The following is a 22,959-nucleotide window of genomic DNA, read 5'->3' on the forward strand; positions in this document are numbered from 1 at the left end:
GTCAGCCGACCCGCGCGGGCAGGTCGGCGGAGTGCAGGGTGGGAAGCGGGTACACGAGCTCGGCGCCCCACTCCGCGACGTGGGCGAGCTGCGCGGTGATCTCGGTCTCCAGATTCCACGGGAGGACCACGATCACATCGGGCCGGTCTTCGTCGATCCGCTCGGGCGCATGGATCGGGATCCGGCTGCCCGGCGTGTAGCGGCCGTGCTTGTAGGGGTTGCGGTCCACGGTGTACTCGAGCAGGTCGGGCCGCACGCCGCAGTAGTTGAGCAGGGTGTTGCCCTTACCGGGCGCGCCGTAGCCGACCACCTTCTTGCCCTCCGCCTTCCGGTCGAGCAGGAAGCGGAGCAGGTCCTGGCGGGTGGCATCGGCGCGGTCCTGCAGCCCGGTGTACCCGGCCACCTCGTGCAGCCCCGCCTCGGCCTCCAGGGCCAGCACCTCGGCGACCCGGGGCGACGGGGTGGCGCCGGCCTCCACCGGGCGCGCCCACAGCCGGATGGAGCCGCCGTGGGTGGGGATCAGCTCGACGTCGACCACCTCGAGCCCGGCGGTGGCCAGGGCCCGCTGCGCCGAGTACACGGTGTAGTAGCTGAAGTGCTCGTGGTAGATGGTGTCGAACTGGCCGAGCTGCACCAGGTTCAGCGCGTGGTGCACCTCGATGCTGAGCCAGCCGTCGTCGGCCAGCAGGGTGCGCAGCGACCGGGTGAAGCCGAGGACGTCCGGGACGTGCGCGTAGACGTTGTTCGCGGCGATCAGATCGGCCTTGCCGTGTTCGGCGACCACCTGCGCGGCGGTCTCCTCGCCCAGGAAAGCGGTCAGCGTGGGCACGCCCTTCTCGCGGGCCGCGGCGCCCACGTTCACCGAGGGCTCGATGCCCAGGCACGGGATGCCGCGGGCCACGGCGTGCTGCAGCAGGTAGCCGTCGTTGCTGGCCACCTCGATCAGCAGGCTGTCCGGGCCGAGGCCGAGCCGGTCGGCGGATTCGTCCACGAAGCGCTTCGCGTGCGCCACCCAGCTGTCGCTGAAGGACGAGAAGTACGCGTACTCGGAGAAGGTCTCCTCCGGCAGGATCAGCGCGGGGATCTGCAGCAGCAGGCAGTTCTCGCACAGCCGCAGGTGCAGCGGGTACGTGGGCTCGGGCAGGTCCAGCTCATCGGCCGTCAGGAACTTCTCACACGGCGGGGTGGCGCCGAGGTCCACCACGCTGCGCAGGCGCTCCGAGCCACACACACTGCAGGTCATACCGGGTCAGCTCCCCTGCTCTGCGCGCCGTGCGATCTCGACGCTGAACGGATCATCGTTACTCGACGAATGCTATCGCACACACTGTAGTGGGAAATTCCGGAGGTCTCATCGTCCGAGTTCGACGGTGCCCGCCGGATATCCGCCCCCGGTGTCGCGCCCGGTCTGTGCCAGTGCCATCGGCTGCAGGTCCACCGTGTGGGTGGCGTCGGGTTTGCGCTCGTCCCACTGCACCCGGACCCGCAGCGAATAGGTCCCCGGGCGCAGGTAGGGCAGCTCGACGGTGTCCGTCACCTCGGCCGCCGGGGGCACCGCGGGGGCCCCCGCGTAGGGCTCGGTGGTCAGCAGGCCCGCGAGATCGACGGCGCCGGGGATGCTGGCGCGCACGCGCCCGAGCGTGTCGAGCAGGTCGTAGGTCACCGTCCACCGGTCGTGGGTCGGCGCCGAACCGGCGTTGGTCCACCGCACATCGAGGACGCGGCGTCCGTCGTCCGTCGTCCGGGGACCGAGGGTGGCCGCGCTGTAGCGGTATCCGGCGTACTTGTTGGCCCGCTCCCACAGTTCGTACTGCTCGGCCGTCATCCGCTCGGGCCGGCTCTGCGCCGGGAACCCGGTGCTCGAGGTGCTGGAGACGTGCTGTCGCACCACGTCGTTCGCTCCCCGGCGGTAGTACTCGAGGTCGGTGCCGCCGGTCAGCAGCTGGGGCGACCACTCGGACAGGACCGGTGCCGTGCGGTATCGCTGCGCCAGCACGCCGATCAGCGGATCGCGGTCGATCACGTACTGGGACCACCGGTTCTGCGCCCAGGTGGGGAAGATCTCCATGCCGCCGAGCGAGTCGGCGCGGATGCCGACCGGGCGGCGCAGCCCGGCCAGGTCGGGATGGTCGCGCAGCAGCAGCCGGGCGATCTCGGGGTTGCCCATCGGGGACACGATCTGGGTGCTGCGGAAGGCCCGCAGCGTGGTTCCCACCAGCCGGTTCGCCGACGCCGCCGTGAGCGTCTGGTCGCGGTACTGGCTGAAGTAGCCGAGCTCGGCCCTGCTCCGTTCGGGCGCCGGACCCGGTGCGCCGAGGCTGTCGCGGGCGAAGGACATGTGGTTCTCGCTGAAGTCCCCGTAGCCCGAGAACTCGAACACCGCGACCCGCTCGTCCCGGTCGTACCGGCGGCCCAGGGCCTCGACCAGACCGGTGAAGGCGTCGAGGTAGGCGGCGTCGTTCCACCGCGGGATCACGTACGAGACACCGTCCTTCACGGCCGTCGTCGACGCACCGGGGAGGGTCCGCAGCCACGCGGGCGCCGTGGTGACCACATCGCCGGGCTTGGTGGCGTCGCAGCAGGAGTTGAACGCGGTGACCCGGAATCCCACGCGTTTGCCCTGTTTCGCCGCATCGGCGATGTAGGTGTCGAGCTGGTCGAAGGAGTACTTCTCGGTGTCGGTCGCGTCGGCGGGCACCGTGCGCGGGTCCTTCGGCTGCAGGAAGGACCACGGGATGCGGACGCTGACATCGGCCACGCCGGGCCATGCGGGCAGGTCCCGGTTCAGCTCCGAGGTCTGGGGGAAGGGCCCGGTCAGGAGGTTCTCGTACTGCCCGCGCAGGGGATTGACCAGATCGGGTTCCGAGAAGGGAAGGTCGCCCGGCGGGGGCGGCGCGGAGGTGGTGGAGAGGGTGACGGCGGCGGCCGCGGCGAGCGCCACCGGCCCCAGCAGCCATGCCGTGCGGGTCACGCGGCCGCCTCGACGACGCCCGGTTCCTCGGCTTGGTTCACCCGCGCCAAGCGGTAGGCGACACCGGCCAGGGCGAGCAGGATCCAGGTGAGGTACCAGATCTGTTGGAAGCCGGAGGTGTCCAGGATCAGGCAGATCACGATGAGGGCCGCGACCGCGCCGCTGATGCCGCCGGCCAGCTCCGCGAGCGGTCCGTCGGCGGCGGTGGACGCGCGCATCGCGAGGTAGAGCGCGATCGCCAGGGCCACACAGAAACTGACCAGGCCCACGATCCCCGACTCCATCAGCCGCGACAGGTATTGATTGTCGAGGACCGGCTGTTTGAGAGTGGGGTACGCGCCGACGCCCTGGCCGAACCAGAGGTGTTTCTCCACGTTGTCGGCGACGAAGGCGCGCCCGATCTCGCGCGACTGGATGGACGAGTCGGTCGACGAGCCCGCGAAGGTCTCGATCAGCGCGGTGACGAGCTTGAGCTGCGCCACCGTCCCGACGACCACCACGGCCGCACCGGTGCCCAGCAGCAATGCCAACCGCTGCACGGGCCACCGCCAGCACATCACGCCGATCGCGGCCGCCCCGCCCACCACGGCGGACCGCGAGACGGTGGAGAGATCGGCCACCAGCACGATCAGCAAGCAGGCCAGCCACAGCCGCGTCCCCGCGCCGCGGGCCTTGGCGTTGAAGTACAGGGCCGCGGCCAGGGGCGCGATCACCGTGAGGACCGCGCCCAGTTCCAGGGGGTGGCCCGCGCTGCCCTGGGGCCGGTTCACGCCGGCGCGGGCGAGGTTGCGCAGGATCACCCAGTCGTTCGCCTTGGTCAGCCCGGGAACCCGGAAGCTGGCGGCGATGTCCATGCCGGTGGCCGCGAAGAGGAGGGCGAACAGGGAGCTCACCGTGGCGCCCAGGACGAGGCCGCCGAGGATCACGCGCAGCCCGTGCTCGGTGCGGACCACCGTGAGGATCAGCAGCACCAGGCCGGCCAGGAAGAGGTCGGTGATCACGTAGCGGTCGATCGAGGGCTGCGATTCCGCCGGGATGCCGCGCGCCGAGGCCAGCGCGTAGGAGATGAAGGAGGCGCTCACGTAGCCGAGGACCGCGGCGATCACCACCCAGTCCTTCACCAGGTGCGCGTGTCCGGTGAGGACCGTGGCCAGCCACAGCAGCGATCCGCACGCGAACAACGTGCCGGCGAAGGACATGCCGTACGTGCCCGGCACCGAGATCACCTGGCGCATCGACAGCAGCGAGAACGAGGCGACGGCGATGAACAGCGCCCCCGCGGGCGCGAACCGTTCGATCCGGGAGACCGTGCGGGAACCGGTCTCCACCAGGTCGATTCCGCCGATCACGCCGGCACCGGCTCACGCTCGGCGTCCGGCGCGGACGAGGCTCGGGAGGCGGACGATCGCGCGCGCATCGCCGCGCCGGCGGCCGCGACGCACAGCAGCGCCAGCACCGCACCGATGGCCATGCCGACGGCCGAGCGCACCCGGTCGCCGCTGCCCGCCTCTCCGGGATCCGGCTCCACGGTGACCCGGAAGTCGGCGTAGGTCCCGTCGACCAGGCCCGCATCGCGCTGCAGGGACCGCAGCCGCGTGCGCATCAGGTCGATCAGCGCCATCGCACCCTCCCGGGCCACCCAGGGGCCGGGACCGCGCACCGAGATCCTGATCTGCGCCGACAGCTGGGACGACGTCGGTCCCTGGCCGGCCACGCGGAACACGGTGTAGTCGCTCGACGATGCGCCCGTCTTCGCGACGGTCGCCCTTCCCTCGTCGCCGTAGGCGATCACCGCGAGGGCGTTCGCGAACTGGGAGGTGGTGTCGAGCCGGTTGAACGGGTTGTTGCGGGCGTCGGGGTTACCCGCGCCGGGCGGAATGACGAGCACGACGCCGGAGGACTCGTACCAGACGGACGTGGACTTCCAGCCGAAGCTTCCCGCCGTGAGCCCCACGAGCAACACGGCGCCGACTGCGAGCCATCGCCGCAGCAGCACCGATGAGCGGGCGGATTCCTTCATCCCCTCAGACCTTGGGACGCGCCGGATCGTCGCGGTTCGCGGGCCGCGCCCACCGGACCTGCGGCGACGGTCGCCGCGACGACCGGCCCGCCGGCGTCGTCTCGTCGGTGGGTGCGGGGAGCGGCTCCTCCTCGGAGGACCAGTCGGTCACCTGGCTCGGCTGCGAGCGCACGGGGCGCTGCGGGGGTGCGATGCGCCGCGGCCGCGGGGGGCGGCCCTCGTCGGGGGGCGGCACGGTCGGCGGCGCCGTCGGCGGCCGGGGCCTCGCCGTGCGGCGCGGGTGCGGCCGCCGCGGGAGCGTTCGCCGGCGCGGGCGCGGGTCCGGGTGCCGCGACCGCGGGGACGCGGCGGCGCAGCAGTTGCTGACGCACCGCCGTCACCACCAGCAGGGCGATGATCACCAGTGCCGCCGCCGCCATCCCGTAGGAGGCCGCGGTCCGCGCCGATTTCGCGGGCACCTCGGTGCCGGGCTGCGCCTCGACGGTGACGCGCAGATCGGCGAACGTGCCGTCCGCCACACCGGCCTGGACCTGCATCTTCCGCAGCTCCGCGCGCATGAACGCCACGAGCGCCTGGGAGCCGCGCTGCGCCGTCTCCGGGTCCGGCCCGGACACCTGGAAGGTGATCTGCGGCGAGAGCTGATTGAAGCTCGACGAATCGCCCGCGAGGGTGGAGAGCTGGTAGTCGGGCTGCGCGCCCGTGGCCGCCACCTTGTCGCGCGCCTCGGGTGACCCGGAGGAGGTCGCGAGTACGTGGGCGAGGAGCGGGGGCCCGCCGTTGAGGTTGGCGAACGGGTTCCGGCCGGCGTCGGTGTTGCCCGCCCCCGGGGGGATCACCAGCACGGCACCGCCGCTGACGTAGTGCGGCGACGTCGACGACCAGCCGACCGCGCCCGCGGCGGCGGTCACCACCACGAGGACGACGAGGACCAGCGGCTTGGCGAGAACAGTCCTTACGAATCCCGCGACATTCATGATCCGTCTCTCCTTGGTCCCTGGCTCCGCACCGCGAGCACTGGTCAGCGGCACCGAGCAAACGCCGACTTTGCAACTCTATAATGAAGCAATGCTGCGTAGTATTCGAACCCGCCTGGCCTCCGGCCGTGCCAGGACCGTGGCCGCGATGCGGCTCGACGGGGTCGACTACGAAGTGCGTCACATGCGATTGAGCGACTTCCGGCCCTGGCAGAAGACGCGTCTGCGCTGCGAAGACCGGTTGGCTCCCGCGTTCGCCGCGGAGGGCAGGACGTGGGCCGAACAGAACGACGTCACTTCCTGGGTGGAGTACGCCACACCCCTCATCGAGGGGTACCGGAGCCGCCGCACACTGCCGCTGGTGATCTACCGGCGCGACGCCCACGGGGAGGAGTTCCTCGGCGAGGTCGGGCTGTGCGGTATCGACGATGCGACCCGCTCGGGTGAGATGTACGGCTGGATCGCCCCCACCAAGACCCGCATCACACCGTGGACCCTGTCGACGGCGGTCGGCATGGTGCTCGAGCCCGAGTACCGGTTGGACCGCGTCATCGTGCCCGCGGCCGCGGCCAACGCGGCCACCCGGCCGGGTCTGCAGATCCTGGGCTTCTCCGACGGTGGCCGTCGGCACGCCCTACGGCCCTACGCCGGCGCACCCGCCGATCACGACATCTCGTACCTGGACAACACGCCGGAGAACCGGGCCGCGATCGCCAAGTGGGCGAAGGCATGATCCGTCCCGCTTCCCGCGCGGACCGTCGAACGATCACATCCTGCGCAGCATCCGGGCGAGGTGATCGGCCATGACGTCGGAGGTGAACCGCTCCCGGGCGCGCTCGGCGGCGCGGCGCCCCATCTCGATCCGCAGCGCATCGTCGCCGAGCAGCGATTCGATCGCCGCCGCGAGTGCCGCGGGATCGCCCGCGGGAACGGTGAGGCCGGTGACTCCGTGCTCGACGTAGTCGGCGATACCGGGATTGTCGGTGACCACGATCGGCCGGCCGCTGGCCATCGCCTCCAGCACCACGGTGAGACCGGACCCGGTCACCGTGGGGTGCAACGCGACCGCCACCACGCTCGCGCGGCGGTACAGGTCGCGGATACGGCCGTTGAGCCGCTCGGTGTGCAGGGCGACGAGGCCCTCCGGGGCCGCGAAGGGGAGCGCGGAGGCCAGTTCGAGGCGGGTCTCGGCGCGCCGCTCACGCACCGCCGCCACGGCGGCGATCAGCGTGGCGTGATCGCGGAAGCGATCCTCGCCCGCGCTCATCACCAGGCCGGGACGCTCGGGCAGGGGCTGCTCGCAGTAGAAGTCGGTATCGATGCCCAGCGGGATGAACTGCAGGCGGGACTCCGGTACGCCCCACTCGGCGCCGATCACCGGGAGCACGGCGGAGCACTGCGCCCACACCGCGCCGGCGCGGGGCAGAGCCTTCGCGGCGAGCGCACCGTGCACGCGATCCGTCCCCGCGCGGGTGGTGAGCCAGCCGATGCCGGCGGCCACGGGCGTGCGTCCGGTGAGCAGGGCGGGCACGCCCGTCCGCTCGTCGTAGGCGAGCACGGCGTCGGCATCGCCGGTGCGGCCGCTGCCGGTGAGGGCCTCGACGAATTCGTAGCCGCCGGTGCGGTGGCGCACGGCGCGAGCGACGCGGGAGGCGGCCCGGCCGCCCGGTCCGGCGCCGAATCCTGCGGTGGCGAAACGCACGTCGATGTCGTGCCGCGCCAGTTGATGGAGGCCGTACGGTGAACGATCCGGGACCTCACCGGCGTCGTGACGGCGAGCCCAGTCCTGCTCGGACAGACCTCCGGCCAGCGGCACCGTCACCCGCACCTGATCCTCCGCTCGACCTCGCCCCGGAATCGGGCGTGCCCGATTATTCGATCGCAACAGAGGGTAACGGTACCCAGCCCCCCACTGCACAGGGACGTGCCTCCTCCGGGCGCATCGCCCGCGCCTTCGGGCTGCAGATGGTGGCGCGCGTCGTGGGCCTCATGGCGTCGATCTTCACCATGGCGCTCACCAGCCGTCACCTCGGGCTGACCTCGTACGGCCACCTGCAGACCGCGATCGCCTTCGTGGGCCTGTGGACCAGCTTCACCGAGCTGGGCATCGGTTCCGTGATCGTGCGCCGGGTCACCTCCGGCGTCGACGATCTCGCACACCTGGTCCGGGTGAGCATCGGCCTGTCCCTCGCGTACTGCGTGCCACTCGGGGCGCTGACCCTGTTCATGGGCTGGGGCATCTACGCCGATCAGGGCACGGAGGTGATCGCGATGATCGCGATCGTCTCCACCAGCCTGGTGCTCACCACGCTGAGCAGTTGTTTCCAGCCGATCTTCATGACCAACGTGCGATTCGGCGCGGTCGCGGCCTCCGATGTGCTCGGCCGCGTCTTCTCGCTGGCGGGCACGGTGTGGCTGATCTCGATCGACGCACCGCTCGTGTGGTTCGCCGCGGTCCAGGTGATCCCCCCGCTGATCGCGCTGGTCATCCAGGCGGTGGCGGCCCGCCGGCTGGTGGACGTGACGCCCATCTTCTCCGCGAGCGAGAGCTGGCACCTGGTCCGGGAGAGCCTGCCCCAGACGGGCGTGCTCATCATCGCGGCGCTCTACTGGCGGTCGGACGCCTTCCTGCTCAGCATCCTGAGCACGCCGCAGCAGCTGGGCGGGTACAGCCTCGCGTACGGCATCGCCTTCAACGCCACGGTGATCTCCACGGTGTACCTCGCCTCGGCCCTGTCGACGATGACCAACCTGTGGGCCACCGACCGCGACGAGTTCGCCCGGTTCACGGTGCGCAGCATGCAGGCAATGCTGTTCCTGGGCGCCCCGATGGTGGTGATCGGCGTGATCCTCTCCTCGGGCCTGATCCACCTGATCAGTGACGACGAGTTCGTCCAGATCGGCGGTATCGCACTGGGACTGCTGTTCATCGCGGTGGCCATCCGGTTCGTGAACGCGGTGCTCAGCCAGGCACTGTTCGCCGCCCACGATCAGGTCTTCCTGCTCCGGCTGAACGTGGTGAACCTGATCGGCAACATCGTGCTCAACCTGATCCTGATCCCGCCCTTCGGCGCCGCGGGTGCCAGTGTCGCGCTCATCGCCAGCGAGACCGTGGGCCTGCTGGTGGCCACCTGGCGGCTCACCCGGCGCAGCCCGTACCGCACGCCGTGGCGGTTCTGCCTGCATCTGACGGTTCCGCTCGCCGCGACGGCGGCCGTCTGCGTCCTACTGCGGGATCAGCCGGTGCTTCTCACAGCACTCCTGGCCGGGGTGGTCTACCTGGTCGTCAACGCGGTGCTCGGCCCCGTCCGGCCCGCGGCGGTGCGCCAGATGGTGGCCCGCGCCGAGGGCGAGGAGTCCGACGAGCCCGGTGCCCCCGAATCCACCGCCTCCGAAGGGAGCACACCGTGAGCCGCGAGCTCGACCGTGCGTATCTGGCGGGCGGACTGCGCTCGGCGCCGCCGCCCGCCGTGCCCACGCGGCGCGATCTCGCCGTCGCGATCGTCGCCTACCGCAACCCCGGCGATCTCCGGCAGTGCCTCACGTCGGTGGCGGAGCACCTCCCGGGAACACCGGTCCTCTTGTGGGACAACTCCTTCCCCGCCGATCCCGAGGTCCCCGCCGTGGTGGGCGAATTCGCCGATGCCCGGTACCTCGGGGACGGCCGCAATCACGGTTTCGCCGCGGGCGTCAACCGGATCGCGGCCGAGGTGCCCGATCACGATCTGCTGCTGCTCAATCCCGATGCGGTGATCCGGGACGGGCTGACGGCAACGCGCGCCGCGCTGGGCCGCACCGGCGTCGCGGCCGCAGCTCCCCCGGTGCGGGATCCCGAGGACGGGGCGGGGATCCGGCGCCCCTGGGACGTCGCGCACCGCCGCCGCGGAGTGCTGCGGGCCTTGGTCTCGCGGGCCGGATACGCCGAGCGCCTGCGCGGCACACCGCTGTCCGATCTCTACGCCGATCCGCCGGAGGAGGTGTCCGGTTACCTCACCGGCGCCTGCCTCGCGGTCTCCCGGGACGCGTGGAACGCGCTGGGGCCCTTCGACGAGGAGTTCTTCCTCTACGGTGAGGAATCCGACTGGCAGGCGCGGGCGCGGGCCGCGGGATGGCGGCTGCTGCTCACCGGGGACGCCGGGATCGACCACAGCGGGCACGGCACGGTCCGTAACGACGGTGCCGCGAGCCGTCGTTCCACGGACCTGTTGCGCGCCAACACGGCCCTGAACCTCGAGCACGAGCTCGGCGCCCGCGCGGCCGGTGGCTACCTGGCCGGGGCCTCGCTCCTGGACCGGGTGCAGCGGTCCAAGCGTGCGGCCACGCGAGCCCCGGCCGCGGCGAAGCCGGCGATCGTGATCACCACCAACCGGCTCGTCTTCGGCGGCGCCGAACGCCAGCACGTGGTGTTGGCCACCGAGCTCGCGCGCCGCGGCTACCCGGTGACGATCGTCTGCATGCAACGGTTCGGCCCGCTGGTGAGCGAGATCCCGCACGGTGTGCGGGTGGTGCGCCAGCCGTGGTGGGCTCCGGCTCTCGACCTCCCGCCGGGACCGCAGATCCTGATCAGCGGCGATACCAACACCGAGACCGGTTTCGCCACCCTGTGGCGGGCCGCCGGTCGGGACCGGAAGTGGTTGGTGGCGGCGCATATTCCGCCGGAGCTCGACCGGCCGACGTATTCGGCGGGGTTGGCCGCGGCCATGCGCCGGGCCGACGGATTCATCGCCCTCTCGCCTCGCCACTGGGAGGAGGCCACCGCGCATCAGGACCTCGGCTCCACGGTGTTCACCGCCCCCAACGGCGTGGCCTCCGCCGCTTCCCTCGACGGCGTTCCCGCCCGTCCGCCGGTCACCGGACCGCCGCATCTGGTGATGCTCTCGCGCATCGTCGAACACAAGAACCCGCACCTGCTGGTCGAGGCCCTGGCCGGCCTGCGCGATCTCCCGTGGGAGCTGTCGATCTTCGGCGACGGTCCCGATCGCGCGCGCCTCGAGGCGCTCACGCCCGGCGATCTGCGCGACCGGATCCATTGGCGCGGATGGTCGCCGGGACCCGAGCACGCCCTCGCGGACGCCGACCTCGTGTGTGTCCCGAGCCGCTCGGAGGCCTTCCCGCTGGTGATCCTGGAGGCGATGGCGCGCAGGGTGCCGGTGGCGGCATCGGCGGTGTGCGCGGTGCCCGACATGCTCGACGGTGGCCGCGCGGGCGCCGTGGTGGAGGACATCACGGTGGCCGGCTGGCGCGCCGCGCTGAGTGAACTGCTGGCCGATACCGCGCGGTGGAAGCAGCTCGGGGAGCGCGGATTCGACCGGATGCGCGAGCGGTACACGATCGAGGCCATGGCCGATGCCTACGAGGCGGCCTTCGCGGGTGTGCTGCGGTGAGCGGCCGCCTGCTGTGGCTGTCGCCGTGGATGCGCCCGCTGGCGCGCGTGTACTGCGAGGCGCTCGCCGACCGCGGCTGGGAGGTGGTGCTCGTGACCTCCGATCAGCACCCCGAATCCGATGCCGCCCGGCCGTACGAGTGGGTCCTCGATCCGCGGCCCAAGACGCCGGCCACGTGGGCGCCGTTCGCGCGCACGCTGGGCGAGGCCAGGCGATTCGCGCCCGATGTGGTGGTCACCGAACTGGTGCGGGATCCACGGTGGATCGCGCTCGCGGGCCGCGCCCCCCGGGTGCGGCTGGTGCACGACGACCGCCCGCACGATTCCGGTGAGGCCCTCCCCCGCTGGGAACGCGCCCTGTTCGACCGCTGGGGCGGTTCGGCCGCGGCGACCGTCGCCTTCAGTGATTACGTCCGCGGCGCCGTGGGAGCGGACGGATTCGCGCCGCTCACCAGCGATCTGGCCGAATCGCTCGTTCCCCCGGTGGTCGCCGCCGAGGGCCGCAGGGACTTCGTGGCGGTCGGCCGGCTCAACGGCTACAAGAACCTCGACGTCACGCTCCGGGCGTGGGAGCGTCATGCCACCGGCCCCGGGTGGCGCGGAGACGAATTGGTGCTCATCGGCGATGGTGACGCGCCGCTGCGCGATGCGCCGCACGTGCGCCGGGTGGCCGGCGCCTACTCCTACGCCGATGTGATCGCGCCGCTCGCCGCCGCCAAAGGGTCGGTGGCGCATTACCGCCGGGCCACGCAGAGCGGGGTGCAGGTACTGGCCATGCAGCTCGGCGTCACCCCGATCGTCTCCGACCGCGGTGCGCTGCCGGAGTTCCAGCCGCCGGGCGAGCCGCCGATCGCGGTGGACGATGTGGCCGGGCTCGCAGCGGCTTTCGACGCGCTGGCCGATCCCGCCGAGGCGGCCCGCCGCGGGACCGCGGCGCGGGCCCACTACCTCGCCGAGTACGCGGCCCCGGTTTCGGCGGCTCGCCTCGACGAGGTGCTCAGCCGCGCCGCGCGGGCCTGACCGGGAGCAGCGCGTTCCACCGCTGGCCGAGCGTCTCGTACCAGGATTCGATGTCGAAGTCGTCGGCGCGCTCGCGCGCGGCCGCGGCGAGTTCCGCCGTGGACTCGCGGTCGCGGACCATGGCGGTGAGCGCCGCGGCGAGGGCCGCGGTATCGCCCGGCTGCACCAGCACGCCGTCGGCCCCGTCGGCGATCGCGTCCGGGATGCCGCCCACCCCGGTGGCGAGCGGTGCGAGCCCGGCGGCCATCGCCTCGAGCAGCGCCATCGGCAGGCCCTCGTGGTAGCTCGGCAACGCGAAGACGTGGCTCGCGGCCAGCAGCCGGTCCCGCTCCGCGGCGTCCACCCAGCCGCGCACCGTCACCGTCGCGCCGACGCCCGCGTCCGCGACGGCGGCCCGTACCTGCTCGACCTCGCCGTCGCCCGCGAGCGTGAGGTGCAGCTGCGCGGCCACCTCGGGCGGGAGCTGGGCCACGGCGCGCACCAGGTCGTAGCTGCCCTTGCGTTCACCGAGCCGGCCCAGGGAGACCACCTGCAGCACCTCGGCCCCGCGCGGGTCCGGAGCGGCGACGGAGCCGGAGGGCACCGGGTTGTGCAGGACGCGCACGCGGTCGGCGGGGAGCCGGAGCGCCGCGCGGTACTCCTCGGCGAGGCCGGTGCTGAGCACGAGCCATTCATCGGCGGGCAGGGCCGCCCGCACCACGGCCTGCGCCGGGGCGGGCAGGCGCCGCATCCAACCGCCGAAATCGAAGCTGTGGCCGTGCACCACGGCGGGGACTCCGCGCAGGCGAGCAGCCCACAGCGGTACCGCCTTGCGCACCACGCTGCCACCGTGCGAGAGGTGCACGTGCAGCACGTCGACCCGGCCGAGGAGCACGAGCGCCGCCGCACGCAGCATCCCGGTCACGCCCACCCGGAGCCGTTCGGCGGGGGTGCCGTCCACGTAGGTGGGCACCACGGTGATCCGGGCGCCGGGGTGCGCGGCCATGTGCCCCATCACCGTGGCCATGCCGCCGCGACTATCCGGACCCGGCGGTGCGGGCCCGACCAGCAGGACGCGGAGCGGCTCGTTCATCGTCTTAGCATATGCAAAACCCGCTACACTCCCGTTCCGTGGGATCTGACGAGCTGGCCGACCGTGCAGCGATGACCGTAGCGAGGGCCCGAATCGGGGTGCGTCAGGCGCGCCGCGCCCTGGCGCAGTACCGCGCGGGCGCCGCACCCCGGGAACTCCCCCCGATCGAAGGGGTGCGGTTCACGCCGTGCACGCCGGATCAGACCAAGCGCGCGGCCCTGGCCTCGGGAATCCGGGCATCGGCCGCGGCGGCCGCCGTGCGCAGCGGCGCCCTGACCGCCTACCAGGTGTCGATCGGCTCGGATTCCTCGACGTATCTGTGCCGGTACGACGGGGGCACCGCGACCACCGAGGTGTATCCGGCATCGGGGCCGCGGGGTCCGGTGGATCACCGGGCGGTGGCGGCGCTCGCCCGAGCGCTCGTGGCCGCCGGTCCGGACCTGCGCCGAGTCGCCATATCGCTGCCGCCCGCGGCACCGTCGGGGCCCGCGCTGGTCGGCCTCGGGTTCCTGGACGAGGGCTGGTCGGCCCCGCCCGCCGGTGGCTTGATCGGCGCCGACGGCGGCGATTGGCACATGTACACCCTGCTCGCGCACTGATCGCCCGCCGCGCCGCCGCACGGCTCAGGCGCCGCCGAAGGCCTCGCGCAAGGACGGTGCCGCGCCGTCCTTCGCGGATCGCACGTAGTGCAGCGCCGCGCCGTCGCGCCCCGTGGTGGGCCAGTCGATCGCCAGATCGGGATCGAAGGCGTCGATCTCCCGGTCGAGATCGGGGGCGTACTCGGACGAGCACAGGTACATCACCGTGGACTGGTCCTCCAGCGACAGGATCGCGTGCCCCAGGCCCGCGGGGAGGTACACCGCACGGCGGTCCACATCGTCGAGCAGGACGCTGTCCCAGGTGCCGAAGGTGGCCGAATCGCGTCGCAGGTCCACGATCACATCCAGGAAGGCGCCCCGCACGCAGGTCACGTACTTCGCCTGGCCGGGCGGATTCAGTGTGTAGTGCACGCCCCGCAGCACCCCGGCGGCGGACACCGAGCAGTTCGCCTGCTGCAGCTCCGGCATCGGCGAGCCGGTGGCCGCCTCGAACTCGGAAGCCTTGAACCACTCCAGGAACCGGCCGCGATCGTCGCCGAACTGCTGCGGCGTGAACTCGAACGCCCCGGGCACCGTCAAACCGCGCGCCTGCACTCCCATGACTCACGCCCCTTTCGCTTGCGATCCTACCGACGGAACTTGACCGGCACGGGACGCCGTGTTTCAGTGGGCGAAGCGGTCCGCCCTGCGGCGGGCCGGCAGGCGTGACGAATCCGCGCGACGTACCAGCCCGAACGGATCGGATCACCCATGCACGCACGGAAACTCGGCGCGGCCTTCGCCGCCGTCCTCGCCGCCACCACTGTCGCCTCCTGCGGTTCCGGCGAGGAGAAGGACAGCCCGATCTCGTGGAGCCCGGTGACCGGCGACCGGTTCACCGCCAACCCGGGCGCCTGGCAGACCGACGGTGTGCCGGTCCCCGAGGCCGGGGTGTCCATGGTGGGCGATCCGGTCCCCGCACAGGCGGTGGCGAACGCGGGCCTGCAACAGGGCACCGTGACCGCCACGTCCGGGGACACCACGGTCTACTACCCCAAGGCTCCCGAGATTCCCGGCCTACCCGTGGCACCCGATCAGGTGACTCCGCCGCCGCCGCAGTTGCAGCGGCCCACCGGCACCGCCCCCTGGCGGTACACGCCCCACCAGATCGCCGCGTTCCGGCAGATCTGCGAGACGGGGCGCTGGAACGACTGGGCGGCGAGCACCGAGGTGCAGACGCAGACCTGCTGGACGGTGTACGGACGCCAATTGGGCGTGCGGCCCTGGCATCCGGGCCAGCCCAAGCCCTGGGAGCGGCCGTCGTGGCCCACGCCGTGGTTCGAGCGCGACTTCCGGCCCGACGTTCCGGTGATGTGGGTGTACCCGCCCACCTGGAGCAAACCCAAGCCGCAGCCACTGATCTCGGTCTCGATCGGGCTGAACCTGCCGCGCAATCCGTACGCCCGCCCGAACCCGCAGCGGCGCACGGAGGCGTACTACCCGGTCTGGGCGGTGACCCCGGGCCAGCCCGTGGTGGCCCGGGACCAGTCGCGGGTGGTGGCCCCCTGGATCCCCGGCTACGCCACCGCCACGTCGACCACCACCTACATCGCGCCGCCCGCCTACCCGGGCGTCACACTGGCCGGGATCCCGTCCGACGGCCGGGTACAGCTGCTGACCGCCACCCCGGGTCAACGCCTCCCGGAGAACCCCAACACCGATGCCGCCGTGCTGATCCCGACGGCCGCCGCGATCAAGGGCGCCACCCTGTACAGCGGCTCGCGCGCCGATCTCGCGCAGGTGTACGGGGCCGATGCCGACGTGCGCACCGCCACGGCGACGACCACATCCGCGACCAGCCGTGCCGCGTCCACGTCGACATCCACCACACCGGAGTCGACCACATCGGCGTCCACCACGTCGGAATCCACCTCGCGGTCCACCGCCCCGAGCGCCGACACCACCACCACGACCGCCCCAGCCACCGGCGGCTCCGGGACACGAACGCCTGCGCCCGGCACCGGCACAGCGTCGAGCACCGCACCGGAATCGACGACCACCGAGCCCACCCGCGCGGCACCGTCGGCCACGTCCCGGACCCCGCGGCCCTCGGCCACCACGACCGCCCCGACGACCACGACGGCGGCTGCGACCACCACGACCACGCCACCGGCGACCACCACGACCACCCGGCCCGCGCCGACCACCACCACGACAGCCCCCTGACCGCGGCCGCGGCGCACACCGCCGCGCACCGGGCACACTGGTCCGATGACCAAGGCCCGAGGCGTCCTCCTGGTGGCGTCCCTGCTCGCGACCACCGCGCTCACCGTCGCCCTCGGCGTGAGCGACCCGCAGGCACCGCTGTTCTATCCGACCCGGTTCCTGGTGTGGAACCTCTTCCTCGCCTGGATCCCCATGCTGTGCGCGATCGGGTTCGCGACGGTGCGCGGCCGCGCGTGGCTCGTGCCCCTCGGCCTCGGCTGGCTCGCCTTCCTGCCGAACTCGCCGTACCTGGTGACCGACCTCGTGCACCTCGGCGAGGGCGCGAACCTGTGGCGGCACGTGCTGCAGTACGGCTTCGCGGCGTGGACGGGCATCCTGCTGGGCGTGATCTCGCTGCTCCTGGTGCACCGGCGGCTCACGCGTGAGTTCGGCGCCCGGTGGGGCTGGCTCGCCGTGGCGCTGTCGGTGGCGCTGTGCGCCATCGGCGTGGTGATCGGCCGGTTCCAGCGGTGGAACTCGTGGGACCTGGTGACCCGCCCGGACGACGTGGTGGCAGCCACCTTCGGATGGATCGGCTCACCCTTCGCGCACGTGGAATCGACGGGTGTGGCCTTCGCCGTCGCGGCCTTCTACGGTCTGGCCTACCTGACCATCTGGTCGCTGACGCCCACGGTATCTAGTTCCGCTCCGCGGCAAGGAGATTCAGTAGATACGCGCCGTATCCGGATTTGACCAGCGGCTCCGCGCGCACGCGCAGCTCATCGTCGGTGAGGAAACCGCGGCGCCAGGCCACCTCCTCGGGCACCCCGATCCGCAAGCCCTGCCGCTGCTCGATGGTGCGCACGTAGGTGCCCGCGTCGAGCAGCGAATCCACGGTTCCGGTGTCGAGCCAGGCCGTTCCACGGGGCAGCACCTCCACCTGGAGCTTCCCGCGGCGCAGGTACTCGAGGTTCACATCGGTGATCTCCAGTTCGCCGCGCGCCGAGGGCTGCAGGCCGGCCGCGATCTCGACCACGTCGTTGTCGTAGAAGTACAGGCCGGGCACGGCGTAGTTCGACCGCGGGTGCTCCGGCTTCTCCACGAGCGAGAGCGCCGTGCCGTCGGCGTCGAACTCGATCACGCCGTACCGCTCGGGATCGGACACCCGGTAGGCGAACACCGCGCCGCCGTCGATGCCGGAGAAGCGCTGCAACTGCGAGCCCAGCCCGGGGCCGTAGAAGATGTTGTCGCCCAGCACGAGTGCGGCCGACTCACCGCCGATGTGCTCGCGCCCGATGCGGAAGGCGCTCGCCAGACCGTCGGGTTCCGGCTGCACCGCGTAGGTGATGGCGATGCCGAACTGGCTGCCGTCGCCGAGCAGCCGGGTGAAGGCCTCGCGGTCGTGCGGGGTGGTGATCACCAGCACGTCCGAGATCCCGGCCAGGATCAGCGTGGACAGCGGGTAGTAGATCATCGGCTTGTCGTACACCGGGACCAGCTGCTTGCTCACGCCCAAGGTGATGGGATGCAGCCTGCTGCCGGTGCCGCCGGCCAGGATGATTCCGCGCATTCGCCCATCGTGCCTCAGATGGCCGGTGCGGCGCGCATGACACCATGTTTGCGTGCGCATCGAGCAGACCGACCTCAACGACGTGGTGCTGTTGATCCCGGAGCCGTTCCGCGATCAGCGGGGACTGTTCACCCGGACCTTCGACGCGGAGGTCTTCGACGCCCACCTGGGGCGGCCGGGGGCCTCGGCGAGCTTCGTTCAGGATTCGCAATCGCGGTCCCACGCCGGCGTCGTGCGGGGCATGCACGGGCGCTCGGGGCGGGGCGAGGCGAAGCTGGTGCGGTGCGCGCACGGCGCCGTGCTGGACGTGCTCGTGGACATCCGGCCCGATTCGTCCACTTTCGGCAGGCACGCGACCTTCCGGCTGGACGACGACGCCTTCCACCACCTGTACGTGCCGCCGGGCTTCCTGCACGGATTCCAGGCGCTGACGCCGGTGGCCGATGTCTGCTACCGGATCGACCGCCCGCACGATCCGAAAGAGGACCTGGCGGTGGCTTACAACGACCCAGGTTTAGGGATTCACTGGCCGCTACCTGTGACACTGATCTCACCTCGCGATGCCGCCGCCGGCTCGTGGAAAGACCTCGTCGAGCGTCTGCGCTGATCAGCGCGATCCCACTTAGATAGGGGTCCGAAAGGCCTGCTCAAGGCCGCAACTTCGGATCAACCCCGGGGTGTTCTGCAACGCGATTGCACAAGGTATCGTGACGCGGGTAATCGAGCGGGCCCGCCTCGAACCAGCGGACGGAGGTGCGCGACCAATGACGGAACTATCCGCCGAGACCACCCGTGGCGCAGCCGTGCACGCTGGTCAGCCCCCTGCCCCGACGCCCGAGACCGCGCCCTTCTCCGCGCCGGCACCGGGCGACCGCTCCACCACCACCCCGAGCCTGCCGCGGGGCGCCGTCCTCACCGACGATCTGGTCGTGGCCGCCGTCGCCTCCGCCTCCGGGATCGCCGCCGCCATCCGCGCGGGCGCTGCCCCGCTGGCCTCGGTGATCATCATCCTCGCGATCCATGCGATCTGGGTGGGTGCGCTGAGCAGCTCCCGCGCCCTCGCCGTGCCGCTACTGCGGCTGGGTTCGGCCGAGTACCGCCACGTCATCCAGGCCACCATCGTGGTCTTCGGCATCACGGCCATCGTCGAGGCCTACGTGCACACCCCGCTCCTGCAGTCCGTCATGCAGGCCTCGTTCCCGGTCGCCCTGGGCGGCGTGCTCCTGTGCCGCCTGCTGTGGGGACGCCGCGTCCGCGCCCACGACAGCCGGCAGTTCCGCACTCCCACGCTGGTGGTGGGCAGCTACTACGCCAGCCGGGCCACCGCCGCGGCACTGCTGCGCGAGACGCGCACGGGCGCCGAGGTGGTGGGGATCTGCCTGCCCGAGAGCGAGTCCGAGCTGCACGAGGTGGTCCCGCTCGACGATGGCACCAAGGTCCCCGTGATCGGATCCGATCAGACCCTGCTCGCCGCGATCGACAGGACCGGCGCGCGGGCCGTGGCGCTCACCCCGACCGACACCCTCGGCCCCGGCGATCTCCGCAAGCTCATCTGGGAACTGGACGAGAAGCAGGTCGAGCTGGTGCTCGCCCCCGGCGTGGTGGACGTGGCCGGACACCGGGTGCTGTACCAGGCGGTCAGCGGCATGCCGATGCTGTCCATCGCCCGACCGCAGCACCGCCGGGCCGACAGTCTGGCCAAGCGCGCCTTCGACATCGTCTTCGCGCTCGCCGCGCTGCTGTTCACCCTGCCGCTCACCGTGGCCGTCGCGATCGCGATCAAGATCGATTCCCGCGGCCCGCTGTTCTACCGGGCCGAACGCGTCGGTGCGCGCGGCCGGACCTTCCGCATGGTGAAGTTCCGCAGCATGGTCGACGGTGCCGACAGGTACCGGGACACGCTGGCCGACAAGGACGTCGGCGCCGGCGTGCTGTTCAAGATCCCCGACGATCCCCGGGTCACGCGGGTGGGCCGGCTGCTGCGGCGCTACAGCGTCGACGAGCTGCCCCAGTTCATCAACGTGCTCACGGGTGAGATGTCCGTGGTGGGTCCGCGGCCGGCGCTGCCCGCCGAGGTCGCGCAGTACCCGCCGGTGATGCGCCGCCGGCACCTGGTCAAGCCCGGCATCACCGGTGCCTGGCAGGTGAGCGGGCGGTCCGACCTGTCCTGGGACGAGTCCGTGCGCCTCGATCTGGGGTACGTGGAGAACTGGTCGATCTTCACCGACCTGTCGATCGTCGCGCGCACCGTGCGGACCGTCGTCAGGTCGAGCGGCGCATACTGAACCGGATGCCGGACAGTCCTATCCCCCGCGCCACGCGGTCCGAGAGCGCAGCGGTCGCCGCCGGCGGCGCGGTGGGCGCAGCGATCACCTACTACGTGCAGACGCACGCCGACGACACCGGTCAGGGCGCCGCGAGCCTCCCACTGGTGACCCTGCTCCTCGTGGGCGCGGGCTGCCTGGCCGCGGGTGCGCTCCTCGGTGGCGCCGGCGCCCGGCTGCCCCGCCTTCCCCGCGCCCTCGTGATCGGCTTGCTCTGCGGGATTACGCCGGTGGCGAGCTATGCGGCGGTGGGCCTGACGGTGCACGCCGGGATCGGCAGCGCCGTCTTCCTGGTGGGCACGCCCGTGGTCGCGCTGATCGCGGGAGTCGCCGGCTACTCCGCGGCATCCGCCCTCACCCGGCGGTCCGGCGGCCCCGAGGCGCACGCCGTCGACACGGACGGTGCGGCCTCGTGATCGTCACCGCGTTCGCCGCGGCCGGTGGGGCGCTGGGCGCGATCGTCGCCTACCGCAGCGCCCGCCTCTCGCCGGAGAACCGCGCCACCGCGCTGCTGCTGTTGGTCGCGGCAGCATCGATGGCGCTGGGGGCGATCGCCCGGGCGGGCGCCGCGGCGCACGCCTCCCCGGTCGGGGCCTTCCTCACCGGATTGTGCGGAACGATGGTCTCCTTCGCGGCGCTGGCGTGGTGCCTGGTGCGCGCCGAGCGCCCGGTGCGGGCCGCGGCGGCGGTCGCGGTGATCGTGGGGGCCTCGGTGGCGGCGGCGATGCTCGGCTACCTGGCCTTCGACCTGCTGGGCCTGGCGTACGTGAAGCTGCCCCGGGTGGGCTGAGCCCGCGGTCAGCAGCCGCCCTGCACGGTGGCCTTGAGCATGGCGAAGCTCTGGTAGAGGTAGATGAGCTCCCAATCGGCGGGGCCGAAATCGTAGCCACGCGGCACCGCGCGCGTCACGGTCTCCCCGGCGAAGCAGTTACCGAAGATGAAGCGGGACCGCGGCAGGTGGTACCGCCAGCTGATCACAATCACCTTCTTCCAGCCGCGTTCCTTCGCGAGCCGCTCGGTGAACAGGGCCTCACCGCGGGTGGTGGAGGGATCGGGCACCTCGCACAGCACCTCGATCCCGTCGATCCGCCGATCGCACAGCGGGGCCATCACCGGATCGTGCGACTCGTACGGGTTCGACAGCACGACCGTGGACGCGTAGCCCTCCCGGGCCAGATCGATCCCGTACTGCTCGCGACCGTCGTGTTCGCCGCCGAGGACCACCACCGCGTCCACGCGTTCGAGCGGATCCTCCTTGGCCTTGCCGAACATCGGGTAGCCGACGGCCGCGACCACGCCGAGGACCACGACCACGAGCACGGCCGTACTCCAGATCGCGATCTTGATCTTCGACACGGCCGCCAGACTACCGGCAGCTCAGCGGCGGGGAGGAATCAGAACCGGCCGCCCGCGGCCACCCGGGCCGCGGTGCCCACCAGCCGCAGAGTGCGGCCGATCTGCTTCGGCGAGGCCATGATCGAGCGGCTGTGCCGGTGCCCGGCGGCCCCGGCCGGCTTACCGTCGAGCCGGTCGGCCAGCCAGCCGAGCAGCAGGGGCGCCGACATGAAGTGCATGGAGAAGTGGTCGCTCCACTGGTCGGTGCGGTACTCGACGTGGGTACCGCCGGCGGCGTAGCGGCCCACGTGCGCGGCGGCGTCCTGCTCCGGGGAGATCTGGTCCTTGGTGGACTGCACCACGAGCATCGGCACCGTGGGGGCCGACTGTCCGGGGCGGATGTCGTCGAAGATCTCCAGCAGCTTGGGCAGCCGCGCGATCTCGTCGAAGGGCAGATCGCAGTAGTAGCCGAAGTCCTTGTGCGCCATCTTGCGGATGGCCCGCTCGGGCGACCATTCGAGGGCGTCCTCGTAGAACAGCTTGCGGCCCTTGTCGTCCACGTGCTCGGCCAGTACCTCACGCAGGGTGGGGTACTCGCGGGCGAGCGCCGCGATCACGAGGGTGGGGAGCCCGGTGAAGAGCGTGTTGTTGAGGTAGACGAAAACGTTGCCCGGATCGGAGACCGGGGCGCCCACGGCACTGGCGATGAGGTTCAGCTCGGGCGCGTACGTGGGTGCGGTCTCCGCCGCCCAGACGGTGGCGAGCCCGCCGCCGGAGTAGCCCCACACGCCGATGCGGGTGTCCGGCGCGAGGTCGAGCGGGGCGTGCGCGAGGCAGGCGCGCAGGCCGTCGAGCACCATGTGGCCGGGCTCGCGGGGGATGCCCCAGCGGCCGGTCTGGCCGCCGTGGTCGGGCACCGAGACGGTCCAGCCCTTGGCCACGGCCGCGGCGATGAACAGGTACTCGATCTGCGGGAACGAGGCGTCCTCGGTGCGCACGCCGTGCTGGAGCACGTACGAGGGGAAGGTCTTGGGGTGCAGCGAGTCGATCGCGCACTGGTACGAGACCAGCGGGGCACCGGGCTTCGCGCCGCGGCGGGGCGCGATCACAGTGGTCACGGTGACCTCGGGCTCGCCGTGCATGTTGACGGTGCGGTAGAGCAGCTGGGTGGCGCGCACGCGCTGCTTGATCCGGCCCAGGAAGCCGACGGTGACGTCGCGGTAGCGCAGCACGGTGCCCACGGGGGCCTCCGCGAAGCCTGCGGGTGCGTCGAAGAACGGATCGACGCCCACCTGCTGCGGCTCCGCGGGTGCGGGCCACTGCTCGGCGGTCTCGAGGCGCGTGCTCACGGCCGTCATATCGGTCCTCCTGATTCGGCGGTCCGTGCGACCATACACGGCTTTGGGACAGATCTGAATAATCTGTCCCATTCAACGATGGTGAACATCCGATGAACCGGCCTCAAGAATCCGTTCCACCGGCTAGCTTTGCTGATTCCGACATCTAG

The 22,959-nt window shown here is 71.8% G+C and carries 22 protein-coding genes; 11 read left to right on the top strand and 11 right to left on the bottom strand.

Features of this window, described 5'->3' with window-relative positions:
- Position 1: 1 nt before the first annotated feature.
- From TTY48_RS08590 to TTY48_RS08610, 5 genes are all read right to left on the bottom strand, one after another.
- Positions 2-1,243, bottom strand: a complete 1,242-nt coding sequence (locus tag TTY48_RS08590) for a class I SAM-dependent methyltransferase (protein ID WP_220657099.1) — start codon at positions 1,241-1,243, stop codon at positions 2-4.
- Positions 1,244-1,351: 108 nt separating this feature from the next.
- Positions 1,352-2,971: a hypothetical protein gene (locus TTY48_RS08595; RefSeq protein WP_220657100.1), complete on the bottom strand. Its 1,620-nt coding sequence runs from the start codon at positions 2,969-2,971 to the stop codon at positions 1,352-1,354.
- Complete coding sequence (locus TTY48_RS08600) at positions 2,968-4,320, bottom strand: O-antigen ligase (protein WP_220657101.1); 1,353 nt, start codon at positions 4,318-4,320, stop codon at positions 2,968-2,970. The genes TTY48_RS08595 and TTY48_RS08600 overlap by 4 nt, the downstream gene beginning before the upstream one ends.
- On the bottom strand, positions 4,317-4,991 hold the full coding sequence (locus TTY48_RS08605; protein ID WP_220657102.1) for a hypothetical protein: 675 nt from the start codon (positions 4,989-4,991) through the stop codon (positions 4,317-4,319). The genes TTY48_RS08600 and TTY48_RS08605 overlap by 4 nt, the downstream gene beginning before the upstream one ends.
- Positions 4,988-5,965, bottom strand: coding sequence for a hypothetical protein (locus TTY48_RS08610; protein ID WP_220657103.1), 978 nt, complete (start codon positions 5,963-5,965; stop codon positions 4,988-4,990). Before TTY48_RS08610 ends, TTY48_RS08605 begins: the two co-directional genes overlap by 4 nt.
- Before the next feature lie 91 nt (positions 5,966-6,056).
- Here TTY48_RS08610 and TTY48_RS08615 point away from each other — a divergent pair, with 91 nt between their 5' ends.
- Positions 6,057-6,698 (top strand): hypothetical protein, encoded by a 642-nt coding sequence (locus tag TTY48_RS08615; protein WP_220657104.1) that lies wholly within the window; start codon positions 6,057-6,059, stop codon positions 6,696-6,698.
- A 33-nt stretch (positions 6,699-6,731) separates the two neighbouring features.
- Here TTY48_RS08615 and TTY48_RS08620 read toward each other — a convergent pair whose 3' ends face one another.
- A complete protein-coding gene (locus TTY48_RS08620) occupies positions 6,732-7,787 on the bottom strand; it encodes a glycosyltransferase family 4 protein (RefSeq protein ID WP_255585588.1) in 1,056 nt (351 codons plus the stop codon).
- 143 nt (positions 7,788-7,930) lie between these two features.
- On the opposite strand from TTY48_RS08620, the gene TTY48_RS08625 reads away from it, so the two are divergent.
- Genes TTY48_RS08625 through TTY48_RS08635 form a run of 3 tightly spaced genes read left to right on the top strand, consistent with a single transcriptional unit; the run spans position 7,931 to position 12,368 of the window.
- Entirely contained in the window at positions 7,931-9,376 is a 1,446-nt protein-coding gene (locus tag TTY48_RS08625) for a flippase (protein ID WP_255585589.1), read from the top strand.
- Entirely contained in the window at positions 9,373-11,349 is a 1,977-nt protein-coding gene (locus TTY48_RS08630) for a glycosyltransferase (protein WP_220657107.1), read from the top strand. The genes TTY48_RS08625 and TTY48_RS08630 overlap by 4 nt, the downstream gene beginning before the upstream one ends.
- A gap of 8 nt (positions 11,350-11,357) precedes the next feature.
- The gene (locus TTY48_RS08635; protein WP_220658512.1) at positions 11,358-12,368 is read left to right on the top strand and encodes a glycosyltransferase; all 1,011 of its coding nucleotides are present in this window, start codon (positions 11,358-11,360) and stop codon (positions 12,366-12,368) included.
- Here the strand turns inward: TTY48_RS08635 and TTY48_RS08640 are convergent.
- On the bottom strand, positions 12,346-13,440 hold the full coding sequence (locus tag TTY48_RS08640; RefSeq protein ID WP_220657108.1) for a glycosyltransferase family 4 protein: 1,095 nt from the start codon (positions 13,438-13,440) through the stop codon (positions 12,346-12,348). The genes TTY48_RS08635 and TTY48_RS08640 overlap by 23 nt on opposite strands.
- 71 nt (positions 13,441-13,511) lie before the next feature.
- Here TTY48_RS08640 and TTY48_RS08645 point away from each other — a divergent pair, with 71 nt between their 5' ends.
- Positions 13,512-14,039, top strand: coding sequence for a hypothetical protein (locus TTY48_RS08645; protein WP_220657109.1), 528 nt, complete (start codon positions 13,512-13,514; stop codon positions 14,037-14,039).
- A 24-nt stretch (positions 14,040-14,063) separates the two neighbouring features.
- On the opposite strand, the gene TTY48_RS08650 is transcribed toward TTY48_RS08645, so the two are convergent.
- Positions 14,064-14,639 carry a dTDP-4-dehydrorhamnose 3,5-epimerase family protein gene (locus TTY48_RS08650; protein ID WP_374758685.1) on the bottom strand — a complete coding sequence of 192 codons (576 nt, stop codon included), beginning with the start codon at positions 14,637-14,639 and terminating at the stop codon, positions 14,064-14,066.
- 150 nt (positions 14,640-14,789) lie between these two features.
- Between TTY48_RS08650 and TTY48_RS08655 the strand changes: the two genes are divergently transcribed.
- Together TTY48_RS08655 and TTY48_RS08660 are read left to right on the top strand one after the other, a co-directional pair.
- Positions 14,790-16,244 (top strand): hypothetical protein, encoded by a 1,455-nt coding sequence (locus TTY48_RS08655; protein WP_220657110.1) that lies wholly within the window; start codon positions 14,790-14,792, stop codon positions 16,242-16,244.
- A gap of 45 nt (positions 16,245-16,289) precedes the next feature.
- Positions 16,290-16,976: a DUF1361 domain-containing protein gene (locus TTY48_RS08660; protein ID WP_220657111.1), complete on the top strand. Its 687-nt coding sequence runs from the start codon at positions 16,290-16,292 to the stop codon at positions 16,974-16,976.
- Here TTY48_RS08660 and rfbA read toward each other — a convergent pair.
- Positions 16,921-17,793: a glucose-1-phosphate thymidylyltransferase RfbA gene (gene rfbA, locus TTY48_RS08665; protein WP_220657112.1), complete on the bottom strand. Its 873-nt coding sequence runs from the start codon at positions 17,791-17,793 to the stop codon at positions 16,921-16,923. The two genes, TTY48_RS08660 and rfbA, sit on opposite strands and share 56 nt — an antisense overlap.
- 52 nt (positions 17,794-17,845) lie before the next feature.
- Between rfbA and rfbC the strand changes: the two genes are divergently transcribed.
- From rfbC to TTY48_RS08685, 4 genes are all read left to right on the top strand, one after another.
- Positions 17,846-18,400, top strand: a complete 555-nt coding sequence (gene rfbC, locus TTY48_RS08670) for a dTDP-4-dehydrorhamnose 3,5-epimerase (RefSeq protein ID WP_220657113.1) — start codon at positions 17,846-17,848, stop codon at positions 18,398-18,400.
- 157 nt (positions 18,401-18,557) lie between these two features.
- Positions 18,558-20,078: a sugar transferase gene (locus tag TTY48_RS08675; protein ID WP_220657114.1), complete on the top strand. Its 1,521-nt coding sequence runs from the start codon at positions 18,558-18,560 to the stop codon at positions 20,076-20,078.
- A gap of 5 nt (positions 20,079-20,083) precedes the next feature.
- Complete coding sequence (locus TTY48_RS08680) at positions 20,084-20,533, top strand: hypothetical protein (RefSeq protein WP_220657115.1); 450 nt, start codon at positions 20,084-20,086, stop codon at positions 20,531-20,533.
- Positions 20,530-20,907 (top strand): hypothetical protein, encoded by a 378-nt coding sequence (locus TTY48_RS08685; protein ID WP_220657116.1) that lies wholly within the window; start codon positions 20,530-20,532, stop codon positions 20,905-20,907. Before TTY48_RS08680 ends, TTY48_RS08685 begins: the two co-directional genes overlap by 4 nt.
- 8 nt (positions 20,908-20,915) lie before the next feature.
- Here the strand turns inward: TTY48_RS08685 and TTY48_RS08690 are convergent, their stop codons facing one another.
- Together TTY48_RS08690 and TTY48_RS08695 are read right to left on the bottom strand one after the other, a co-directional pair.
- Positions 20,916-21,473, bottom strand: a complete 558-nt coding sequence (locus tag TTY48_RS08690; protein WP_220657117.1) for a YdcF family protein — start codon at positions 21,471-21,473, stop codon at positions 20,916-20,918.
- Positions 21,474-21,511: 38 nt separating this feature from the next.
- On the bottom strand, positions 21,512-22,810 hold the full coding sequence (locus TTY48_RS08695) for a lipase family protein (protein WP_220657118.1): 1,299 nt from the start codon (positions 22,808-22,810) through the stop codon (positions 21,512-21,514).
- Between the last annotated feature and the right edge of the window lie 149 nt (positions 22,811-22,959).

The sequence above is a fragment of the Tsukamurella sp. TY48 genome (assembly GCF_019656655.1).
In the GTDB taxonomy this organism is placed as follows: domain Bacteria; phylum Actinomycetota; class Actinomycetes; order Mycobacteriales; family Mycobacteriaceae; genus Tsukamurella; species Tsukamurella strandjordii.